A 22236-nucleotide genomic window follows, 5' to 3' on the forward strand; every position below is an offset into this window, starting at 1 on the left:
GAGTTAGCTATTATGACTAATCCAACAATGGAAATCGTTTGCTGAAAGTTTACTGTCGACTCCATGCGCCACGGAACAGTTGAACGTGGTCTAACCCAACTCACTGCATGTCACAATACCGGAGGTAAATCAGTCGACTTATTAATTGTCGCCAGCAGTTTCTTTGCATCTGTTTTTAATTTTGTGTTGTCAGTTCTATTGATCAACTGTTGGAGTCTGGGTTTGATACTGTGTAACTCACTTTGTTTGGCCAGTGATGCATACAAAGTGATCATTTCAAAGTTGGACTCAGTGGGTAATTTATATTCTTCGAATAATTTAGAAAGCGCCTGCACGCCGAGCTGTCTATCCAGACCCTCTTCACGAGCGAAAATAGCAACTTGGTAGCAAGCATCTATCCACTTAACAGTTTGATACCAATTCTCAGATATAGGCATAGAGTGACATGCTTTAGCGAACATTGCTTGTGCCTGCTGTTCATTGTCTGTCGTCCAATGTAATTGAGCAACTCTCTCTAAAACATCAAAATCATTTGGAAATTTATTAATTGCTTGGAGTGAGATTTGATGAGCTAGGCTAAAATTGACATTATTTTGTGCCAAATTGATACGCGCAATATAGCCCCATTTCTCACTGACTTTTATAATTTTTCTAACTATGTTTATCTGTTCATCGGGGTCTCCACCATACGACTTACTTTGACCCAGTGCAGAGGCTCGCATAGTTAAAAATCTTCCCGATTCTGGCGCTAATAACCCCGCTTTAATTTTAGATTGGACTGCTTTTTTGTAATATTTCCGCTTTGAGAAAAGACTGGATTGATGTCCTATCACACGCCATGCTTCAGACGAAAATGAAAATGTATCGGCGCGTTCTGAAAATTGTTTTTCTAAGGCTGTTAATTTTTCAATAGCCCTAGAGGTCTTGTTGGACTCAAGTAAGTAGAGCACTTCTAAAGTATGAAATTCATATTCATCAGAGTGTTTCACTTTGTTTATCAGATTGTTCGCCAGGCTCAATTCTCCTTGAATTAAGGCATTTTGAGCAACTCGAACTCTATTGACTAGCTCTAAACTTGGATTTGCAACGCTTTTAAATGTACTCAAAAGAACCAAAAAAAATATCACCAAAACTTCAACTTTAGTGTGCCGCATTGTCTTTCCTTATGCCAAAAAGAGGCTTACAAGTGATAAGCGCTTGGGTTTATTCATGCTAGAACTAAGCTGATGTCCAGCGACGTTGATAACAGTCAAAAAGGCAACTTTGACCATAGCTCAATGACATAACAAGTATTAGACCAACTTTTTATTTGATACTTATCAATGGTTTAGGGACAAAAAATAAACGTGATTTTGAATGTGTAGCCATATCGGAACATAAGACACTCACATTGTATCGCTTTCGACACATAGTCTAGAGCTACACAAGAACATGTTTTCATTCGCAAAAGCGACTATTTGCAATACCTTGTTGCAAAACGTCATCTACTTGGCAGTATCGAATGAATTAACTTTCTTCAATTACTGGGTTAATCGCATAAAGTAGTTGGGAAAACCGGAGCCTGATGTCGATTCTCTCCTTCCTTTGAGTGCTCATGACCAAATAGCTCGGGTGTTTCTGGGCCTTTGCTCCAAGAGATCATGACCAGACTCGCGCAGTGCCCATTTACTGTTCCAACTTTGAGAGGTTTTGAGTTACGTCAGATAAGCTGGCATTGATTTTGAGTAGTTCCGGTTTATGTCAGACAAGTAAGTAGATATTTGTGGCAGATTTATGTTGCAAACATTAGCAATCTACATCACAGACTAGATATCACTTACGGACAGAAAATGCACCTCCGAACCTTGCTTTCTTTTTAGCGTATAGAGAGTCGCAAACTTTCCTTTTGGATTGTCTTGCATCTATCGCAGAAATTATATTGGATAACTTATCGCTTACTAATTTTTAGATATTTTGGAATAATACTATGGAGCTTAACATCAATAGAAAAATATCTATTTTTCTTATCTTCGCTGTTGCCACCAGTTACTTGGTAATGCTTTTAGGCGGGGGAGCAATAAAGCCTGAATATTCTCATCTAGAGCAATATATTAGTGAATTAAATGCAACGGGTACACCATTTTCAATGTTAATTGGATATCTGGGCTTTATTCCTTTTGGGGTCCTTTCTGCCATTCTAATAGTGTTTGTTCTTAATCAAGCATCAATAAGCGGCATAACTAAAGTGGGAGTTTGCTTACTATTTGCAGAGCCTATATAGGCTCTGCGATTGCGCCGTGCGACGTCGGTTGCCCTGATTCGGGTAGCGCGAGTCAAAACGCACATAATGTATTGGCAATTTTTACTTATCTTTGTACGTGGTTAGCATTAGTGATATTTGCCTTCACGCCAGGGATTAAAACTCATACAAGAATTTTTTGGTTCTTTTGTTCATTGCTTTGGCTCTTGCTCTTGTCTCTTATGGTCGATAGTTCTCTATCATCAGTTCGTGGCGGTCTTCAGAGGCTGGCTGAAGGGGTAATATATTGCAGTTTACTGGTCGCAGCATGGAGACTGCTAAGTAAGAGTCGCAATAATATCAATGCGCCGTGCTAAAAAGCATTGCTGAACAATGTCAAAAACCCCGTCAAGCGGGGTTTTTCTACTTCTAATATTTTCACCTAAAGCTTTCATAATAACTGATTAAAAGGAAGTAAAATCATGTCGTTCACCGCCGCATAGCATCAATAAATGCAATATGCTCGGGAAAAATTGCGCAACAGCCTCCAACTATATCAGCGCCAGCATCAAGCCATTCTGCAACAAATCGACCGTACTCCTCTATCGGGATATCCCGCTCATTGCTGAGTATACCGTTCGCCTCATGCCCGTCATCTATTGCCTGAAATCCATTAGCGTATGCGCCTAGAGAAACATTTTCACCGTAATCAGTGGAAACCTCATGAGCTATTTCAATCGCTTTGCGCATTATTTCTGGCTGAGAGCAGTTAAATAAAATACCAGCGACACCCTCTTTCAAAGCTGCCAGCACAGCATCCTCTACCCGCTCACCGGAGCGAAGCGTAGGAGCAATCGAGGGGTTATCTTTTAGCGTAAACGCCACCAAAAATGCTTTGTCACAAGAGCCGAGTACCTTTTTGATTGTTTGGAACTCTTCAATACTGCTGATAGTTTCTGCCAACCAGAATCAACGTAATAGCTTTGCGCAGCAACAAGGTTCTCAATAATCGGGCTCGCTTTCTGAGCGTCAAAAAGATCTGGTCGATATGAGCCCAAAACCGGCGGAATACAGCCGGCAACCTGAACAGATCTGCCGCCTTCGTCTGCTGCCTTTCGGGCAATTTGTGCAGCAAGCTGAGCCAGCTCAAATCCAGACTGACTATAAAGCTCATCACCGAGATGAAACGGCACACACGCGTAACTGTTCACCGTGATGATGTCACATCCCGCTTCTATAAAATTAATGTGCGCATCAAACACAAAGTCGGGTGCTTCAAGCAACGCTTGAGCACTCCAGAAGGGTTGTGAAAAGGGAGCACCAATTCTGAATAATTCTCGCCCCAATCCGCCATCGAGTAATACAAACATGATAACCTCTTATTCAACGGCTTTTTTTCATTATTAACGACAAAACCGATTTCTTCATTTGAGCCATTTTGCTCTATCGCTTCAACCCATACCTATTACAAAGAGTTAAACCATGACGCTTCTAGCAGGTACGTGGTCACCTTTTTTAGCACTTCCCGTAGCTTCAAACCAACAGATTTTCAAAAGCTTAATCAATTCACATCCAAATGCAGCGCCTTACTCACTGCATGATTTTTGACCTATATCGTAGTTAGTATGAATATGTTAGGGACCAATTAGGCAGTGAATTGGACTAACGCTTTCTTCACATTGAGCCTAGTATCGATACGAAATATGAAGTGTCACCAATCTGAGTCTTTTCTTCAGCTCTAAATTAAGATCAGCAGGCCATCAAAATGAAAACATGGGTTCAGATATGGTTAACCTATTGATATCATTCATTCAGCTATTCGATAACAAACTCGGTCGATGGAGTTCACTCCATTTAAATCAAGCTATCAATCAATGGTAAACGCTGTAATTGCGACATCGCATATCTCTTTTTTTACTACCAGCACGAATTGAGAAACATCTGGAAGAGGGAAGGTTTGATAGAGCGGCATTTAAATTGCGAGCAGTGAATATAACTATCTCGAATAGCTATGTATAGATAAGGCTTTCAACACTAAGTAGGCTGGTTACCCCATTCGTAGACCAGCCTACTTAGTCGGTTAAATTTGTATATTGCCTGTGGGTGCAGAAAGGTAGTACTTCCCGTTAATGACTAACACCCTATTGGCAGGGTTAAATCGATCACTTGGTATTGCCAGATAGTATTGGTTGTTTTGTGGATTTCTCTCCAGATACACACGGCCATCAGAGCCACTGAACGCAATCAAATCTTCAGGGTTGATACCACTGATGTAAGCTGTCTGAGAAACTAATGAAGCAGGGTCTTTTTGATAGTCCTCTTCGCGCTGGGTTGGCCTATTGTCAGAATTAGATGTCTGACTACCATAAGGCTGCAACCCCTCACTCTCGCCTTCAGTTTCTTTTGCAGAGTATACGGGCAGTTTTTGCGGGTAGCGCTCAACAGGAATAAACCCGCTACCGTCAGCACGGGTGCTATACCTACGAGAACCAAAGTCTTGGCTGAGGTTGTTATTTACATCTCCAGATTCGACGTTGAGTTTCCGGTATTTGCCACCGGCAGGATCGGCGGCATAGATCTGATCCCTCTGACCGTTCAAAATAAAGTGTGTTGGCCTCAATGCCCCTTGAGGGCCAATAAATTGCACTGTTCCAGACCGCGGAAAACGGCTAGGTGATACAGGTTGACTATATTTATCTCGACTGAACGGGCCTGGCGACCATCCAAACGTATTTTGTGCATCAACTGGATTAAGAATATCGTGAGCGGGGTTGAAGCCAATCGGCAATACGTTAGATGAGAAGCTTGCGCCGTTAGGTATTTGATGATTTGTCGACGGACCTGTTGGAATGGTGTGCCGCACAGTCAGACTAACTTCTTGTCCCCGCGAACTTCTGTTACCACGCGGCCCGTTTTGCCAGAAGCCACTTCCGTCTTTTCCAAGGGGTTTTGCTGTTTTCGACTCGTAATAATTCTGTACGTATGTTTCAACTTTATCCGGTCGGTACGCAGCCCATGCACCAGCGCCTGCAGCAAGGGCAACACCACCGAGAAGCTTACCGAGGCGAAGTCTATTTCGATATTTTTTTTGATTGGCGGACGTGCTGAGATCGTCAGGAACTGCGAATTTTGAAGAACTGGCGGATATCGCAGCAGCTAAAAATGGCGTATTAGCGATCGCAGCTTTAGAAAAGAAGTCTCCCCAGTCCACATCACCGTTTTGCGTAGCATTAACTTTCCACCGAAGATCAATGCCAGCGTCATGCTTTGCACTGACTTTGTTTGCAACACGTTGACGACCGAGAAACGAATCAGGTTTCGGGCTGATTTTGGCTGCCGTCACATCGTTGTGTCGACCATAGCCATTGATTATAAATTCAATAGAGTCTTTTTTTACTTGATGATCACTGCCAATTTTAAACTGTACCGCTGTATCAATACCTAACTCGCCACCAATTCCCTGAGCCTGAAATGGCGAGTTGTCGGAGTTAAAGTCATAAATGTAGTAGGCTTTAACTGTTGTTTCGCCCTTTGGATTGTTAGGCAAATCGATTTTTACGCGAAAGACACTTTCATTAGCAACATTTTTTTTCGTACCCGAGGAAACGCGAGCACTATTGCCTTTCTTTGCATAGCTGAATACCAGACTTGTTTTTCCAGTATTTCCGTCACCTCTTGTCGTGTAGTAATTTCCAGTTTGCGGATCAAACTTTATATTTTCATTATTTTTGCGAACCTCTTCCATATCAATACCAAGGAGATTAGGGAGAGATACTCTGTCTGACTCTATGGATTTTCTCACAATCGCACCAAGATGACCGAATGTCGCCGCCATACCTGGAAACGTTTTAACCAGATCAACGGTCGCTTGCGAGATTTCTATTGCCTCATTGACCTCATTGGCCTTTCCTGCAGGATGGAGTGAAACACTCTCGTCAGACCGGCGAAAAAGCTCTGCCGTTGTTTCACTTTCTTCCCTGATTATTCTTTCTGCAATGTCTTGCGACGCTGGATTAACCTCTGGGTCTACCCGACTGGAAGGTGTCTGAAGAGCATCATCCGGGAGACGTTCCGGCCTCACCCGCCCGCCGGGTAAAGGGGGTTCACTGTTACCTGGGGTTAACGTTCGTGGCCTGTTGTTTGGCTGAAAACCAGAGAAGGCATCGTCTTTCAAGTTACCAAAAAATTGCTTAACTTTGCCTACACCACTCCTGAAAATAGACGCAGTAGTGCTGGCTCCAGCTCCTAATCCAGCTCGGGTAACGCCCTTAGCCACTAACTTTAACGCTGATTTACCCGCTTTCAAGACACTACCTAATGCGGGAATCAGTTCAGGAACACTTTCAATAAACCCGCTACCGATACCTTTCCAATCTATCGGGTAGCCCGGGTTATTGATTGCACGGTCAATGTGACTTGAAAATGGAAATAATGTATCAGCTACCGCTAAACCAGCTGCTTCAAGTGGTGACTTGTCAGAAAATACCTCTTGGGTAAATGGCATCTGGGCTTCTACGTTTTTCTTGTACATATTTCCAACCGCGTCTATCAGACTTGATGCGCTGCTCTCATCAACACTGCTGCTGTAAGCGAAAGTTGGCTCTCTTTCTACGTGGAAGTAAACTGGTTCGAGACGGTCTCTACCTAGATATTCACGCTCTCCGAACATGTCCTCGTCTATTCGGCGTGGAAAGCTACTATCTGGGCTGTAATGACTCCCTCCTGAATATTTGTTTTCGATAAAGTTGTTATATTCTTCATCAGAAATCGGAACTTTTTTGACCTCGTTATCTTTGTTCAAGTAGAGCGCAAACTTGTCTTTATTTTCCATCTCTACAACACTTAGCGACTTTACAGGATATGTTTTTGTTGGATGGTCATAATTCACTGAAAGTGTATGAGAATTGGCAACCCTTTGATTTAACCAACTGTTTAACACGTCGGATTTCACTACGTGTTGAAGTGCTTTGTGTGTTGCATAAGCCTGATTTAACTGGCTATTGTTAAACTGCGCCTTGAAGCCATCCTCGTACAACTTAGTGGTCATAGCGTCATTGATTTGGCCTTGCGTTGGCAGGTATTTGTCCCCACGAATGCGGGCCTCTTGGAACATTTTCTCACGATAAAATGTTTCACGACCCTTTAAAACGAAGCCACGATCGTTCAGTGCAGAAGCATCGTCGAAGAATCGGCTAACATTGTTCATCTTCTTTGCAAAATCGATATCAGACATCTCTTGTTTTCGCTCGATACCGTTTCTTGCTGCCCATAGATAAGTAGCAACATCGTTGGCGTGGTTAGATAAGTTGTTGTAATACGATTCAAGGGCGTCATTGTCAGAATAACTGCCGGTATAATTGCTGTTAGACTCTAAAAAGACGCGACCTGCATCGAGCCTTGCCTGCCAAAGCCCGGAGACATCTTTACTCTCGCTATATAAACCATATTTGCTAAGTCCATTCAGCCTTTGCTTCGCGCGTTGTAATTCTGCGCTTGCTCTTTGGCCAGCTTCCGCTGAAGGACTTCCTAACATCCCCATATCAAAACCGGATTCGTCTCCGTGCAAGGTCGATCGGCGATCCTGTAATATTCGGGCAGCCGCGCGACTAACGAGTACTGACTCATCTGTGTTAGCGGAGGCATTGTTGTAGGTCTTGAATATAACGTCTTCAAATTCCTCAACACTGATAGGTGCTGAAAAATCCGGATTATAATTCGAAGCTTGCTGAACGGCTTGCCAAACTTTGAAAGGAGGCAATCGTTTATCGTAACCAAAAGGATTATTTTCGGGTGACAAGTCTGCTACATGTTCGCTACCAGAGCTCGCACCGTATTCACGGGAGAAATCGTAATTTGGTTGGCTGATAAGTGACTTTCTAAACGTTGGATCATGCTGCGGCCCGGGAGGTATTTCGGTCCGGTCATCATTACCTTGGGTAATTGGAGGAGTCTGGGCTGAGGGAAACGAGCTCCATTGCGCTTTACCTTTCAGCAAAACCGAAGAGCCATCTTGCTGCTTGATCGTAATGAATCCCGTATCATTGTCCGCCGTTTTAAAGTCACTCTCCGTCAGCAACTGAGCGTTTAAACGTGATATTTTTTCTATCCTTGCTCCTACATCGCCGTTGGCAAGTTTTATCCCTAATTTTTCCGCGTAACTTCCTATCGCTTCACCATACTCTTCCCTGATGGTAGCACCAAGTCTCTCCCTAGAAAGATGAGGCTTGATAAAAATCGTACTTTTTTCTCCACCTTTGCCCGCAACAAATAGCCCATTGAGCCCACCATCATTGGGACCGTTCTGTCGCAAATTTCCACCAGCTTTTGCTCTTGTGGTTTTTCCTGAAGACAAAACAACTTTCTTCCCATCTGCAACCACGATGTTGCCGTCAAAAACTTTTCGTTTTTTAATATCATTGACCAGTAAAGACAGCTTTTCTTTGTCTTCTGCGCTTAAGTTTTTCTTACCAGTCAAGGCAAAGTAGAGCACCTCTTGATTATTTTTGTCATCTAGCCAAGTTGACGTGCTTGTGCGCACTTTTTCGAGTGTATTTTGTGCGTCTAAGGTGTCTTTTTTATGTTGTATAGTTTCTACTTTATTTTTATTTACATCATTGATTAGGCTTTGTTTTGCAATTTTTTTATCAGAAAGCACATTACTTTCCTTAGTTTTCTTTTCTCTCTTTTTTTTTATATTACTTTCGTTCTCTCCCTTAGCCTCTTCGCTCTCTCCATCAAATCGATTGTTTACTTTATAACCCTTGTCGTTCGTTACGTTTGATTGTGTCGTTTCCATAATCACCTGCCGCAAAGATTTTTATGTTCTAATAAAGAAGATTAATCCTGATTATATTTTCAGGCTCTAACGCACTCACTATTCTTAACACTACAGGACATATATAAAAACAAAACAACTATTATATATTTAGAAAAACTAACATAAGATTATCTGATAAAATATGAACACTAATTTATATAAAAAATCGAATGACATTAGATTTAACACATAAGCAAATAATAAATATAACTATTATGAAGAATAATATATGAAGGAAGATATAGTAAAGAAGGTGACTCACTTCAAAGTAGAAATTGAATACAATGAAAAACTCAAACTAAAAGTCTCATAATTAAGTTCACTAAAACGCAAAGAAATAAATTTGTAATTGAAAATTAACTAAAGCCACTAAATAAATGATTAATTGACAGCCAACATTCACAATGAAATACGCAAGCTAAGTTTGGATTGGTCTCTCATATCTGATTTTATTTGAGTGTTAACATTACCTAAATAGTCAAACCATCTGTTTAAGCAAATATGAACAATCAAGACATACAACGCATTACTGACTGCGTTTTTCCCGAGTATCAGGCGGCAGCCAGTTTTTGCGATATTTTGGTCGTACTTGGCAGCGCTAAAGCGGTTGAATACAAAATGCCGGATGCAGTTAGCCTTTACCATCAAGGAAAAGCCTCCAAGCTTTAGCTGACAGGGGCAAATAAAACAGTTTGCGGACGCCCCGAATATGAAGCAATGCAAGGTTATGCCATTGAACATGGTGTGCCCGAGTCTGACATAATTATTGAGCCAAAAGCACGAGACACCATTGAGAATGCGAAATTGAGCTGCCAGCTTATTCAAGCATGCGTCCCTGCTGTATCTAACATCGGGTTGCTTACCACCGCATTCCATATCAAAAGAGCAGAGCACCTGTTTAAAGCACTTCTTAGTGAGAATCAGACATTACACTGTTTTTACGTCAACGATAGAACTACCCGACGAGAAAACTGGTGGTTAACAGAAGCAGCCCGTCAACGTGTTTTACACAGCTATAAAACACTGCAAGGCTTTCATGCGAATTAGCCAGCTTATAGCAACAGGCCATTAATCGGATTGGCCAACAACAGGTATCCACCAGCGTACCCGCATCTCCCCCATTGGTTTGAACGGAATGGGGAAGTAAGACACGATATCGGGCTTACTGCCGTCTCTTTCATAACCTGTCGATGAAAACCATTCGCCATAAATATATCGATTCGTTTTCATCGACGTTTTGTAGGTACACATAAATTCCGCATACGTTGCCGCAAGCACCTTATGCACATCAAAATTCGTCGACGGCGATATTTCTTGGCTTTCAATACCCAACACATCTACAAACTCATCCCGCTGACCATTCTCTTTTGGAAAATAGGCAGACAATAACGGTGACTGGGTTATTTCCCCTGGTCGACCTTCATTGAGGCTATAGAGCGCCTGGTAGTCTTCTGAGTTGACATAATCTTTCCAAAACTTGGGGCCACTTTCAATGAAGCTACCCAGATCGAAATGTTTACCTTTGCCAATGACGCTAAATTCCGGAACTTCAATGATTGTGTAGTCCATTCTTTTACCACCTCTATTTTGTGAGGGAGAAAAAACTCTGTTGAAGGACGATAACCTCACGCTCGTTGATCGTGCTTTACTCGGTGTAATGCCATGCACATCCCGAAACGCGCGTGTAAAAGCATTTGGCGAGTGATAGCCATACTTCAACGCAATATCGGCAATGCTTGTCTTGCTGGTCAGTAGCTCAGTTGCCGCCAGCGTGAGTTTTCGTCTACGAATATATTCAGCACATGTGATGTTGAAACTAGCTAAGAAGACCCTGTGAAAGTGATACTTTGAGCAACAGGCTTGTTTCGCTACCTCTTCAAGGCTCAATTCACTGTCAAGATGCTCCTCGATATAGTCGATTGCCCAGTTCATACGTGTTGACCAATCCATATCATCAGGCCTCCTTAAGAGATTCCATACTATTGGATGACACAGATTGCCGTCTCACCTTTTCTTGCTGTTTTCACTGAAAACTTGAGCTTTTTGGGTAGAGGAAAGACAAGGAATATATGGTATCCCCTCCCTTCAGGGAATGCGTGTTAGCTCGCAACAACAGCAGGCAATCTTTCTCTAAGAAACGCGGACAATGCTTGCGTTTGCGGGGGGACACCGTCACGAGACGGCATTAGCAGACTTAAACTTGCCGAAAGAGACAACCATTCAGGAAGGACTCTCACCAACAACCCATCTTTTAGTGCTTCACGACAAACATATGTCGGTAATGACACGACGCCCAGGCCCTCGGTAGCACCCATCAGCAAGGTCGACATATCTTCTGAGCATAAAATGATGTTGGTTTTTTGGTGCGTCCGCAGTCCGTCTTGATGCTGAAGTGGGATCGCACCCATGGTGCGATTCTGCCCCATATGTAAAAACTGGCAGTGCATTAAATCCTGCGGGCTATCAATCCCCCCTTCCTGTTCCAAATAGGCAGGCGAGCAAAAAAGCGCCCAATCAATATTTGCTACGAATCGTCGGATAAGACTGGAGTCTGGCAGCTCATTAGTATGCGCACGAAGGGCAATATCCACCCCCTCAGCGACAAGATCGACCTTTTCATTGGTCACACGCTGTTCAATCAACACCTTCGGATGTAGTTTTGCAAATTCGTTGATCAGTTTAACCAGCACAAACTGAGCCGTACCCACGGAGCAACTAATCACCACCTTTCCCGCCAGCGTGCCGTGGCTATTCTCCATCGCAGATTCAGCCATTTCCATCGCATCCACCAGCTTGCGGGCATACACGTAGAAATTCTGGCCTTCGTAGGTCACTGAAATATTCCGTGAGGTTCTTTGCAATAGCCTTACGCCCAGCCTTTCTTCGAGCTGAGCAACATGACGACTTAACCTTGATTTAGGCATATTGAGTGACTTGGCCGCCGCCGTATAGCCATTTTTCTCCACAACATGAACAAAATAGAAGTAGTCATTCAGATCAATTTTCATCGTCAGCCTGTGTTCTATAAATGGAACGATAAGTTCGATTATTGGCTATTTTTGCTGCTAAGGCGAGTTGATATAGTAATTTCAACCTGAAAAATAGAACGGACTATCAAAATGAAAGTACTTACCTTTGCCGCAACAAACAGTATGAACTCAATCAATAAAGCACTGGTAAAATACGCCGCGTCGAAACTGGACGGTGCCGAGATAGATTATGTCGATATCAATGATTTTGACTTGCCGATTTATAGCATTGATCTGGAAGAGAAATTTGGTGTGCCAGAAGCCGCCCATGCTTTCCTAAAACGTATATCACGAGCCGATGCGATTTTGGTCTCTTTTGCCGAGCATAACGGCAATTATACCGTCGCCTTCAAGAATCTGTTTGACTGGATGAGCCGGGTTGAAAGAGGCATCTATCACAACAAACCTACTGTGATGCTCTCAACTTCACCTGGCGCAGGGGGTGGACAAAACGTGCTTAACTTAGCAGAAAACGCTGCACCACATTTTGGTGGGAACGTAAAAGGAACACTGAGCATTCCGAGCTTTTATGACAACTTCAACGCCGAAACTGGCCAGCTTACTAACACTGATTTGGTTGAATCGTTGGAAGATGTGTTAAAGGCGCTGCAAGAGTCAGTGACCGCCTGAATACAAGCCGTCAGCGTCAGGTCAGCCTAAAATCAAGGGAGCTATTTGCTCCCTTTTTATTCCTCGCCATGTACTGCCTCTTGTCGAAAACTGGCGAAAAGTCACATCAAGTTTCTTTCCAACTACCGCAACCCCACAGATCGTAGACGTGTTGAGACTCGCAAACTTTTCCGTCTAAGTATATTTACCCAAATCATCGGAATTATATTGATGTTTTCTTGATGGCTATGTGGTGACAAACTGCTTGTTTGCGGCGATAAGCTCAAGACGCTTTAACGGTTCTTATAAAACCATACCGAAAACAATGAGCGTCGCCACATTGCCAGTCACATACCGGAGCGCTGAGAGGCTGAGATGAAACTGTTCAAACACTTAGTCCTGACATTAATCACACTCTTTGGCAGTGCAGGTTTCGCAGACAATGAAATCCCGTCCGATTTTCACGGCATTTGGGATAGCAACGAGCAAACATGTGCCAAGCGATTCAGTGATACGAGGCTAAAAATAGGCACATCGACAATTAAGTACTTGGAATCAAGCGGTCAGCTATTGGACATTACAGAATCTTCATCAACGTCATTAATTGCAACATTTGAAATGAGCGGTGAAGGCAGTACGTGGACGAGCGTGAATACTTATCTCCTTTCAAATGAAAACGACAAGCTAACACAGGTCTTTGACAACGGTAGAAAAGTGACAAGAATACGTTGCGTGGCCATATAAAAATAACTGATGAGTAATTCAATTCAGCATAATTAACCCAATACTGATCTTCTGCTGAATATGACAATACTGAACTGACAAAGGCATAGTCTTGCTCGAGATACAAGCGAACAGTGAAACTGCTTTGACTTTCTCACCCAGTTTATATGTCAAATTTAGCAACACAGCTTGTAAGATGTGAAAGCGAAACCAAAGATATCAATACATTTATTAGAGCCACTTTCTTCACGTTAGCCTCTATTTAACTTGGTCAAGAGTATCAACTATATGCCACACAAAACCTCACCTAAAAACGCAGAATTTACAATCAGTTTGATGATTTACGCAAGGTGGTTGTATAAACGCTCCTCCTAAGTTCATTACGTACTAGAAGAATCGTCTTACATGCTTCAAAAGCAGGGAAAGCTACCTTAGGTAAGGTCTATCACACACTGCCCGATAAATCTGGACTTATAAGGCGAGGTACGTATGATTCCGGCCAACGTTACAATGAAGCAAACCACCTGTTTGTTTAAAGACAAGGTTTCATTCCATCATGATAAGAGCCAACACACTCGTACCTTATAAAAGCTGGGCTAAACCCCTTGTTTCGGAAGTTGCCACAATTATTTACCTACTTAAAGATAATGGTTACGACGCAGCTCAATTGGCAAAAGTAACAGGGTTGCAGCAGAAAAATATCAATGTTTGGACTGCACGTTACAAAAACGAGCCAGACAATCTTTCTTCTATCCCTTACCCGTGCTGGTGTTTTTTGTGTGCACTGGTTGGTAAGCCAAACATTCAAAGTAACGGAGACGTTATTGATGTAAATGTGAAAAAAGTGCTGTATTACTTCAAACCAACGGCTTTTAGATCGAACGACAAGTTCATTTGTCCTTCTCAAGAACAGTTCAGCAATCTGATTGATAATGACAATTACGAATCACTAACGACTGAGAAACTTTCGACAGTCTTCAATTGGAACGCATCTAACTTTGCACACGGTGTTGAAAATGGGTCGCTGCCATTTTTGAACTGGAGCCTCATCTTGATGACATTGGGCATCGACATTCAAAAAATGATTCTGAAAGATCTCGAAGGTGATGTCTCTATCGACTAGGCGACGGCTATTTCGCGGTGTGTTCACCACATAAAATCATCAAGGTTCTTGATATCTGATTATGTAACTGTCCCAGTTTTTCCGTCGGCGCCAACTTGAGAGGTGCATCGTTAAAAGGGTCTGACCTCAGCCGTGGTGTTTTCTCTGAAGATTGCTGGCAACAAGAGCAACTGTTAGAACAATTGGGTCTTATCATTCGTCCAAATTAAGAATCCCGATTGATACCGCGCAGTGGACAGTTCGGCGATGAAGAATATCTAATAGGACAGAGGCTGGATGGATTCGCTGACTACCAAAGGCACCCAGCGAATCCAGCAATGTCAGCGGTTACAAAAACTAACCAGCAGACGATGGTGATTTTTGAACATCAACAAACACAGTGCCCAATTCGCTTTCGAATTCTTCACCCTCATCAGCACCTAATTCAAAATCAAGTTGATTTGTCAGGGTTTCAGAGAGTAAGTAATCCTGATGTGTGGTTACCCAGCTCTGTATGGTTTGCGATGTGCGCATAGAAGTGTTGATCTTATCTGTCACCTCAAACCCGAGAGCTTTTCGTCTCTTTTGTATGAAGCTGACAATTTCTCGCACCATGCCTTCTGCGATGAGGTCTTCCGTTAATTCTGAGTCGAATTCTATCGATATATATCGGTTAGATACCGCATTGACGCCTTCTTTAGCCTTACGATAGATAATGATTTCCTCAGCACTGAAAGATTGGCCATCAAGGTCTATCTCTCCGTTTGTTTGCAGCTGATCAATATCTTCCGCTGTCATGTTAGCAATCAGATTGGCGAAGTGCTTCATCTGCTTACCTAGACGTTTACCTAGCAGCGAGAAGTTCGCTCTCGCGTACAAATCAATAAATTGGTCTTCTTCTGTGCTGAAGTCGAGCATTTTAATATTCAGCTCAGCTTTGATGTAGTCAGCCAAACGCATTACATCTTGCAACTCCGCCGTGTTTCTGTGCAGCACGGTGGCACGCTTGAGTGGCGTCTTAGTTTTAATTTTCAGCTCGTTTCGCTTTTGCCTTCCCATCACGACAAGGTTTTGCAATCTTTGAACGCTTTTCTCCAGTTCAGGCGCTTTTCGTTCAGTGCTTGATTGTGGGTAATCACACAAATGCACAGAACTTGGGGCGTTGTCTTCATTTGAGAAGTGCTTCAGCTCCTGATAGATATGTTCAGACAAGAAAGGCGCAAACGGAGCCATCAAGGTCGAGAAGGTATTCAGGCAGTAATAAAGCGTCCCGTAGGCAGCTTCTTTGTCTTCGTTAACCTCAGTTTGCCAAAAACGCGCGCGGTTGAGTCGGATGTACCAGTTGGTCAGGTCTTCCAAAAACTCAAACAGTGGCGGCACCACTTCGTATAAGCGGTAGGCCTGCATTTCAGTGTTTACTTTTTCCTTGAGGCTCTCAAGGCGAGACACAATCCACTGATCAAGGACATTGTCAGAGCTTAACATGCCCGATGCTTTCCACGAATCGATGTCAGCATAGGTTTTAAAGAACTTGAAGCCGTTATACCAAGGCAGCAGTACCTGACGCACCATTTCCTGCACACCGCTGTCAGCAAACTTCTGCTCTTCCGCTTTTACCAGTCCAGAGTTGATGAGATACAAGCGCAGTGCATCTGCACCGTATTGCTCCATCAAAATGTCCGGCGCAGTGTAGTTTTTCAAACGCTTGGACATCTTCTTGCCGTCTTCGGCCATCACAATGCCGTTAACGATAACGTTCTTAAATGCTGGCTGACTGAACAGACACTCACTGAGTACCTGTAGGGTGTAGAACCATCCGCGAGTTTGGTCGACCCCCTCAGCGATGAAGGATGCCGGGAAATTTGACTCAAATTCTTCTTTGTTCTTAAACGGATAATGCGCCTGAGCATAAGGCATTGCACCGGATTCAAACCAGCAGTCAAACACTTCTGGGATACGGCGATATACGCCTTCTTCACCAGAAACAGTGAAAGTCAGCTCATCAACATGATCACGGTGAAGATCAGAGACCTTTTGGCCAGTAAGCGACGTCAGCTCTTCAATCGAGCCAATACAAACATGGTTGCCTGTTTTGTCGTTGATCCATATTGGCAGTGGCGTTCCCCAATAACGGTTTCTGGATATGGCCCAATCCATGGCGTTTTCAAGCCATTTGCCCATTCTTCCCTGCTGGATATGCCCCGGCACCCATTGAATCTGCTGGTTATTCTCAACCAGCTTGTCACGAATGCTTGTCACGTTGACATACCAAGAAGGTACGGTGCGATAGATGATTGGCGTGTCTGAACGAGGACAGAATGGATAGCTGTGCGACAGTGTATCGTGACGATAAAGCAAACCTTTATCCTTCAGGGCATGAAGAATAGGCTTATCAGCATCTTTCACATAAGCGCCCGTAAATGCCTCAACCTCATCGGTAAACCGACCCCGGCTATCGAGCGGGCAGACGCTGGCTTCAACACCATGTTCACGACAAACACGTTGGTCGTCTTCACCAAACGCAGGAGCCATGTGAACGATACCCGTACCACTGTCTGTAGACACGAAGCCATCAGACAAAATCTGGAACGCGCCTTTATCCTGTTGTGATGTAAAGTAAGGGAAAAGCGGCTGATAACGCTTTCCTGATAACTCGCTCCCTTTTGCTGTCGTCAGCACTTCTACATCATGTTTTTTCACCACCTCTTCCATTCTGGCTTCGGCGATCCAAACGGTTTTATCGATAGTTTTATCAAGCACCTTCACGTAGTTAATCGACGGATTAACACATAGCGCCAAATTAGACGGGAGTGTCCATGGCGTTGTGGTCCACGCAGCAAGATAAGCATCTTCATCTTCTAATTTGAACAGTACTGTTGCTGCGGGATCTTGAACGTCTTTATAGTTAGAGGATGCCTCAAAGTTAGAAAGGACAGTTTCAAGCTCAGTAGAGTAAGCGACCACTTTCTCACCAAGATAGACCAGTCCTTTATCCCAGAGTTGTTTGAACACCCACCATACCGATTCCATGTACCAAGGCTCCATGGTGCGGTAATCATTTTCAAAATCGACCCAGCGCCCTAAACGGGTGATTGTCTTTTCCCACTCCTGCGTGTAACGCTGCACAATGCCGCGGCATTCGTCGTTATATTTGGTGATCCCGAATTTTTCTACCGCTTCTTTGGCCGACATACCGAGGGTCTTATCGATCTCATGCTCGATGGGCAAACCGTGACAATCCCACCCGAAACGACGTTCAACATGATGACCAAGCATGGTCTGATAGCGAGGAACAATATCTTTGATAGTGGAAGCGACGAGATGACCATGATGAGGTAGGCCAGTTGCAAAAGGGGGACCATCGTAAAAAACAAAGGCAGGCTTAGCTTTGGTTTGTTCGATGGATTGTTCAAAGACCTTGTTCTGTTGCCAGAATTTCAGAACCTCGTGCTCGGTCTGGACAAAAGAAAAGCTCGCCGAGCTGGGGCCGGGGTGTTGTTCTGAAGACATAAATACCTCTGTTGGTTTCCCTGAGAGGTGAGTTATAAAAAAACCCGCCTCTTGGGCGGGTTTCTAATTTGTTAGTTACGCAAACTATCCCACCATTTCGAAAGAAATAATGCTAATAATTCGTGAGATGATTGCGTTAATTTTCATCAGATTATCGTGACACTGCTGTAAGTGCTTGTCAATGACCGCACAGCCTTTACTTCATTAGTATTGAATTAATGATCTTTCGAAATGCCACAGTGTGTTACTGCGCTTCCTTCTCACATACCCGCCGTTTTATTCGACTCAACGCCACGGGCGTGATACCGAGATACTTCGCAATGTCGTTTTGGGTAATACGGTTAATAAGATCGGAAGACTCTTCCAACAGTTTTTCGTATCTTTCCTGCGCGGACAGGCAGAGTAGTTCTCTTTCCCTGCGCTCTTTCTTAATCGCAAACGCAAGAAGAATGTCCATCAGGCTGTTTGATAGCTCAACATCACTTTTGCTTGCTTCATAAAGACGACGAAAGGAGAACCGACGTATTACGCATTCGCTCAACGCAACCAACCCAAAGGTATTTTCACATTCAGTGTGTGCTGCCGTCAGGTTCCCGATGACATTTCCCTCACCAATGAAGGATTTCACGGTTTCTTTGCCTTCCTCACTGAGGTAATAGGCTTTTAGCACCCCTTGCTGTATCAGGTATACATTCCTATCACCCTCTCCCTGATGAAAAACATGTTCACCTTGAGCGCGAATAAGTGTTTCGCCATGACGTTCAACATATTCAAAAAATTTCATCACTTTTAACCTAAGTTAACGCGCTGTTCTCGCCAACATTTTACATTTCCTATCAGCACCTTATCTAAACATACGAACAAGGAACAGTGCATGGAACTTATAGATAAAAAAATAGTGATCACAGGCGGTACGTCAGGTATTGGGCTTGAGGTGGTGAGGGCACTTGCTCCGATGAATCAGATCATAGTAATCGCACGAAACAGCAAAAAGCTAAGCCAGCTTGCCGAAACCTTTAACATTACACCTTATCAGTGCGACTTATCTGATCTTGAACAGGTTAAACAGACTGCCGCAGCGATAAAAAGCGATCATCCAACATTAGATGTGCTGATCAACAATGCTGCCGTACAGTTCGAGCCAACATTCATCAGTCGCGATTTCAGCTATGACAATATTGAGAGCGAGATTACCACCAACCTAACATCAGTCTGTTGTTTGACCTCAATGTTGCTTCCCACTCTTTTAGCGTCTTCTCGCGCCGCGGTTGTCAATGTGAATTCAGGGCTGGCACTGGTGCCAAAAACCAGTTCCGCCGTCTATTGCGCCACCAAAAGTGCTCTGCATGCTTTCTCTACCTCTCTTCGTTATCAGCTAGCCGACACAAACATCAGTGTTTATCAGTCGTTAATGCCATTGGTAGAAACCAATATGACTGCAGGAAGAGGAACAGGAAAAATGTCACCGGAGGAAGCAGCAAGCCAATTGATAAGTGGTATCGAGCGAGGTGTTGAGGATAACGATATTGGGAAGGTCAAAATCCTCCGCTGGCTGACGAGGATTGCGCCCTCTGCGGCAGCCAAATTGATGAAAGCCTCTTAGTAGACGTACTTCAGCACTATGTCATTGTCGAAAACGAGTTAAATGGAAAACCCGATGAAATCACTGATCAAAGTAATGCTTATTCTTGCGCTTGGCTTTGCGTCGACGCTCCTTATTTTAAAAGCTCTCGGTATTCTTGATGCACAGCAGATTGAGAGCTGGTTACGTCATGCCCAGACACTATCTCCCTTTTACACCGGCGGCTTAGCAGTGTTGTTATTGTCAGCCGATCTCTTTGTTGCTATGCCTACGCTGACTATCACAATCCTATCTGGTTTTCTGTTGGGTCATTTGGGTGGCGCGCTATCGGCAATCCTTGGCATGATGTTCGCAGGTTGTATCGGCTTTTTTATGGGCCGAAGATATGGCGAAAAACTACTGATGTTTCTGCTTAAAGACCAGAATAAACTTGATGATGTAAGAACCGCATTTCAGCGCCAGGGGTTGATGATGATTATCTTGTCCCGAGCGGTGCCTATTTTACCCGAAGTCACTGCATGCCTTGCGGGCACAACAGGGATGACATTTTCAAGGTTTCTGGTGGCATGGTCTGTTAACACCATTCCTTATTGCCTCATTGCAACGTATTCAGGGTCAATTAGCACGATTGAGGATCCCAAACCAGCGATTATCACCGCCGTTTTGCTGACCGCCTTCTTTTGGTTGGGATGGCTGGTATTTAGAAAGCTGGTGTTGAAGCAAACACTGTCTTTGTCAGATAACTAAACCCATACCGTTGTTCAATATAGCTGTTCAATATAGCGAGCGAAGTGGATGCCCTTCGCTCGCTTTAACAACTAGTGGCCCGAAATCAGCAACGCTTCTTTTCCTTCCGCCAGAAACTCGCTTCGAATATCTTCTGGTGTGATATTTTCTGCTCCGTGTTGATGCATCCAGTTGGCGAAACTTTGCAGCGTAGTCTGAACATCGGTTACCGAGAAACCCGAAGCGCGCGCTTTTTGGTTAGATATATTCATGAATGACGCTTCAGCAATCCCCCGGGGGCGAAATAACGGCAATTCGCGAAAGCTCAACGCTGCTTCTTCACGCTCATTGGTTGCTACGTCTACCCAACGTCCGTTATCGATACCGAGCAGCTCAGCGAACGTCGTCCAAGAAATGGATGGACCAGACAGATTAAAATCGCCAAACACTCTTTGTTCTGCGCACCGCAAAATGAACGAGGCGACGTCGTTAACATCAACAAATTGCAGCAAGTCACCGCCGTCACCCGGCAACAAAACTGGCGTCTCAGATTTCGATTTCATCACCCAGTATGCAAGACGACCTGAACGGTCTCCCTCACCAACCACAACTTGGGGCCTGAGGACAGTTTGCCGATCTGGAAAATACTCCCTGACAATATTTTCGCAGGTTGCTTTTAGTGGTCCGTAAGTCAGGTTGTTTAGTTCGGTGATTGACTCATCTATTGGTTCGTGAAGCGGGCTTTGTTCTGTAATTTGCTCACCCTTGGTTGCTGAAACGCCCTCACTGCACTGATATAGATGTAATGTCCCACTCGCTTATGAAATTGAGATGCACTGTCGCGAACATGTTTTGCTGTGTACCCACAAAGGTCAATGCAGACATCCCATTCACCGTGTAACTCAGAGAGACCTATGTCCCTGTCTCCTTCAATTCGCTCTATATCACCAGATAAAGTATTCGGCGTTTCACCGCGGCTGAATACTGTCACGGAGTGCTTTGCCAAGAGACACTTTTCCACCAGCTTTGAACCAATAAAACCCGTTCCACCTAAAATAAGAATTTTCATGTTCGTGCCCTCAGTGATAAATAGAATGGCCCAAGCCTGACATTGTTGTTTAAGCACCATGCTCAGGCCAAAAAGGGGAAAGCATTCTCTTAGAAATATCTCCGAAGGAAAGGGAACAGGCAAAAAACTGCGATGTATTTAAACCTGAAAGTTCAGTGAGATGAGTAGAAGCCGAGTATTACTATTTACGCAAGGTTTTCAGAACGACATCCGCCAATTGCTCTGCGAACGATTGATCAAGTTCTGCATGGTGAGAAAACGCACGGAAATAAATAGGCCCTGCATAGAGGTCAATGATGAAGTCCATCTCTAGGTCCGTTCGAAAGCATCCGCTATCCTGTCCACGTTTAATAATTTCACTGGCATGCCCACGCCGAGGCATGAGAAATACTTCCTGAAATTTAGTCATTAATTGCGGGTCACTTTGCGCCCGGCCGAGTATCTCTGCGATCACTCGACCAGCCCACGAATTCACGAAGTTGCAAAGCAATAAGATGTACTCATGCAGCTGCTCTGACGGCTCAGAGGCCTTAGGCGAAGGCACACTTTCACTGACAGCATCGAGAAAAGCATCGATCACAATATCTTCAACCCGTGACCACCGCCGATAGACGGCTGGCCGGGTTGTTTCCGCGCGCGCTGCAATTTCATTGATGGTGAGCTCGGCAAGTGGCCGCTGAGCCAACAGCTCCCAGGCGGCTTGTTTAATCTGAGTGTTCAGCTCGTCATTTCGCGGGCGACCTGTCTGTGACGGTGTTTTTTTCACACTGTACCTTTCGAGTGTTTTGTTTTAAGTCCAAAGGAGAACCCTTATTCAATCACTTGTAACAAACTTGTTGCCTTTTTTCAAT

General features: G+C 43.9%; 17 protein-coding genes and 2 pseudogenes. 9 read left to right on the top strand and 10 right to left on the bottom strand.

Annotation, left to right across the window (positions count from 1 at the left end; translation table 11 throughout):
* Positions 1-110: 110 nt before the first annotated feature.
* Positions 111-1154, bottom strand: a complete 1044-nt coding sequence (locus CS022_RS13895; RefSeq protein ID WP_129122792.1) for a tetratricopeptide repeat protein — start codon at positions 1152-1154, stop codon at positions 111-113.
* A gap of 812 nt (positions 1155-1966) precedes the next feature.
* Here CS022_RS13895 and CS022_RS13900 point away from each other — a divergent pair.
* On the top strand, positions 1967-2260 hold the full coding sequence (locus tag CS022_RS13900; RefSeq protein WP_129122793.1) for a DUF998 domain-containing protein: 294 nt from the start codon (positions 1967-1969) through the stop codon (positions 2258-2260).
* 447 nt (positions 2261-2707) lie between these two features.
* Here CS022_RS13900 and CS022_RS13905 read toward each other — a convergent pair.
* Together CS022_RS13905 and CS022_RS13910 are read right to left on the bottom strand one after the other, a co-directional pair.
* Positions 2708-3588, bottom strand: a pseudogene (locus CS022_RS13905) (homocysteine S-methyltransferase family protein).
* A gap of 710 nt (positions 3589-4298) precedes the next feature.
* Positions 4299-9014 (bottom strand): hypothetical protein, encoded by a 4716-nt coding sequence (locus tag CS022_RS13910; RefSeq protein WP_129122794.1) that lies wholly within the window; start codon positions 9012-9014, stop codon positions 4299-4301.
* A 522-nt stretch (positions 9015-9536) separates the two neighbouring features.
* On the opposite strand from CS022_RS13910, the gene CS022_RS24900 reads away from it, so the two are divergent.
* Together CS022_RS24900 and CS022_RS13915 are read left to right on the top strand one after the other, a co-directional pair.
* Positions 9537-9704 carry a hypothetical protein gene (locus tag CS022_RS24900; protein ID WP_161569641.1) on the top strand — a complete coding sequence of 56 codons (168 nt, stop codon included), beginning with the start codon at positions 9537-9539 and terminating at the stop codon, positions 9702-9704.
* Positions 9705-10082, top strand: coding sequence for a YdcF family protein (locus tag CS022_RS13915; RefSeq protein ID WP_268967901.1), 378 nt, complete (start codon positions 9705-9707; stop codon positions 10080-10082).
* Between the two features lie 21 nt (positions 10083-10103).
* Here the strand turns inward: CS022_RS13915 and CS022_RS13920 are convergent, their stop codons facing one another.
* Both CS022_RS13920 and CS022_RS13925 read right to left on the bottom strand, forming a co-directional pair.
* Positions 10104-10985 carry an AraC family transcriptional regulator gene (locus CS022_RS13920; RefSeq protein WP_129122796.1) on the bottom strand — a complete coding sequence of 294 codons (882 nt, stop codon included), beginning with the start codon at positions 10983-10985 and terminating at the stop codon, positions 10104-10106.
* A 149-nt stretch (positions 10986-11134) separates the two neighbouring features.
* On the bottom strand, positions 11135-12043 hold the full coding sequence (locus CS022_RS13925) for a LysR substrate-binding domain-containing protein (protein ID WP_129122797.1): 909 nt from the start codon (positions 12041-12043) through the stop codon (positions 11135-11137).
* A 111-nt stretch (positions 12044-12154) separates the two neighbouring features.
* Here CS022_RS13925 and CS022_RS13930 point away from each other — a divergent pair, with 111 nt between their 5' ends.
* From CS022_RS13930 to CS022_RS26435, 4 genes and pseudogenes are all read left to right on the top strand, one after another.
* Complete coding sequence (locus CS022_RS13930) at positions 12155-12694, top strand: NADPH-dependent FMN reductase (RefSeq protein WP_129122798.1); 540 nt, start codon at positions 12155-12157, stop codon at positions 12692-12694.
* Positions 12695-13048: 354 nt separating this feature from the next.
* Positions 13049-13417, top strand: a complete 369-nt coding sequence (locus CS022_RS13935; protein WP_129122799.1) for a hypothetical protein — start codon at positions 13049-13051, stop codon at positions 13415-13417.
* Positions 13418-13952: 535 nt separating this feature from the next.
* Positions 13953-14519, top strand: coding sequence for a hypothetical protein (locus CS022_RS13940; protein ID WP_129122800.1), 567 nt, complete (start codon positions 13953-13955; stop codon positions 14517-14519).
* An 83-nt stretch (positions 14520-14602) separates the two neighbouring features.
* Positions 14603-14728, top strand: a pseudogene (locus tag CS022_RS26435) (fluoroquinolone resistance protein); the annotation flags it as partial.
* A gap of 127 nt (positions 14729-14855) precedes the next feature.
* Here the strand turns inward: CS022_RS26435 and ileS are convergent.
* The gene (gene ileS / locus CS022_RS13950) at positions 14856-18008 is read right to left on the bottom strand and encodes an isoleucine--tRNA ligase (protein WP_129122801.1); all 3153 of its coding nucleotides are present in this window, start codon (positions 18006-18008) and stop codon (positions 14856-14858) included.
* Between the two features lie 244 nt (positions 18009-18252).
* Positions 18253-18792, bottom strand: coding sequence for a Crp/Fnr family transcriptional regulator (locus CS022_RS13955; RefSeq protein WP_129122802.1), 540 nt, complete (start codon positions 18790-18792; stop codon positions 18253-18255).
* Positions 18793-18882: 90 nt separating this feature from the next.
* On the opposite strand from CS022_RS13955, the gene CS022_RS13960 reads away from it, so the two are divergent.
* Together CS022_RS13960 and CS022_RS13965 are read left to right on the top strand one after the other, a co-directional pair.
* Positions 18883-19611: an SDR family oxidoreductase gene (locus CS022_RS13960; protein WP_129122803.1), complete on the top strand. Its 729-nt coding sequence runs from the start codon at positions 18883-18885 to the stop codon at positions 19609-19611.
* A gap of 54 nt (positions 19612-19665) precedes the next feature.
* Positions 19666-20337 carry a TVP38/TMEM64 family protein gene (locus tag CS022_RS13965; RefSeq protein WP_129122804.1) on the top strand — a complete coding sequence of 224 codons (672 nt, stop codon included), beginning with the start codon at positions 19666-19668 and terminating at the stop codon, positions 20335-20337.
* A 71-nt stretch (positions 20338-20408) separates the two neighbouring features.
* Here CS022_RS13965 and CS022_RS13970 read toward each other — a convergent pair whose 3' ends face one another.
* The 3 genes from CS022_RS13970 to CS022_RS13980 all read right to left on the bottom strand — a co-directional run bounded on the left by CS022_RS13970 (position 20409) and on the right by CS022_RS13980 (position 22151).
* Entirely contained in the window at positions 20409-21071 is a 663-nt protein-coding gene (locus tag CS022_RS13970) for an NAD-dependent epimerase/dehydratase family protein (protein ID WP_129122805.1), read from the bottom strand.
* Positions 21038-21385 (bottom strand): NAD-dependent epimerase/dehydratase family protein, encoded by a 348-nt coding sequence (locus CS022_RS13975; protein WP_161569642.1) that lies wholly within the window; start codon positions 21383-21385, stop codon positions 21038-21040. The genes CS022_RS13970 and CS022_RS13975 overlap by 34 nt, the downstream gene beginning before the upstream one ends.
* Before the next feature lie 181 nt (positions 21386-21566).
* Positions 21567-22151 (bottom strand): TetR/AcrR family transcriptional regulator, encoded by a 585-nt coding sequence (locus CS022_RS13980; protein ID WP_129122807.1) that lies wholly within the window; start codon positions 22149-22151, stop codon positions 21567-21569.
* Positions 22152-22236 lie beyond the last annotated feature (85 nt).

The sequence above is a fragment of the Veronia nyctiphanis genome, from assembly GCF_004116385.1.
In the GTDB taxonomy this organism is placed as follows: Bacteria; Pseudomonadota; Gammaproteobacteria; order Enterobacterales; family Vibrionaceae; genus Veronia; species Veronia nyctiphanis.

Bases quoted from the DNA above. Each gene is read 5' to 3' on its own strand.
- CS022_RS13925 (WP_129122797.1), bottom strand. From the start codon at position 12,043: ATGAAAATTGATCTGAATGACTACTTCTATTTTGTTCATGTTGTGGAG.
- CS022_RS13960 (WP_129122803.1), top strand. From the start codon at position 18,883: ATGGAACTTATAGATAAAAAAATAGTGATCACAGGCGGTACGTCAGGT.
- CS022_RS13930 (WP_129122798.1), top strand. From the start codon at position 12,155: ATGAAAGTACTTACCTTTGCCGCAACAAACAGTATGAACTCAATCAAT.
- CS022_RS13900 (WP_129122793.1), top strand. From the start codon at position 1,967: ATGGAGCTTAACATCAATAGAAAAATATCTATTTTTCTTATCTTCGCT.
- CS022_RS13965 (WP_129122804.1), top strand. From the start codon at position 19,666: ATGAAATCACTGATCAAAGTAATGCTTATTCTTGCGCTTGGCTTTGCG.
- CS022_RS13975 (WP_161569642.1), bottom strand. From the start codon at position 21,385: ATGAAAATTCTTATTTTAGGTGGAACGGGTTTTATTGGTTCAAAGCTG.
- CS022_RS13895 (WP_129122792.1), bottom strand. From the start codon at position 1,154: ATGCGGCACACTAAAGTTGAAGTTTTGGTGATATTTTTTTTGGTTCTT.
- CS022_RS13910 (WP_129122794.1), bottom strand. From the start codon at position 9,014: ATGGAAACGACACAATCAAACGTAACGAACGACAAGGGTTATAAAGTA.
- CS022_RS13940 (WP_129122800.1), top strand. From the start codon at position 13,953: ATGATAAGAGCCAACACACTCGTACCTTATAAAAGCTGGGCTAAACCC.
- CS022_RS24900 (WP_161569641.1), top strand. From the start codon at position 9,537: ATGAACAATCAAGACATACAACGCATTACTGACTGCGTTTTTCCCGAG.
- CS022_RS13935 (WP_129122799.1), top strand. From the start codon at position 13,049: ATGAAACTGTTCAAACACTTAGTCCTGACATTAATCACACTCTTTGGC.
- ileS (WP_129122801.1), bottom strand. From the start codon at position 18,008: ATGTCTTCAGAACAACACCCCGGCCCCAGCTCGGCGAGCTTTTCTTTT.
- CS022_RS13955 (WP_129122802.1), bottom strand. From the start codon at position 18,792: ATGAAATTTTTTGAATATGTTGAACGTCATGGCGAAACACTTATTCGC.
- CS022_RS13920 (WP_129122796.1), bottom strand. From the start codon at position 10,985: ATGGATTGGTCAACACGTATGAACTGGGCAATCGACTATATCGAGGAG.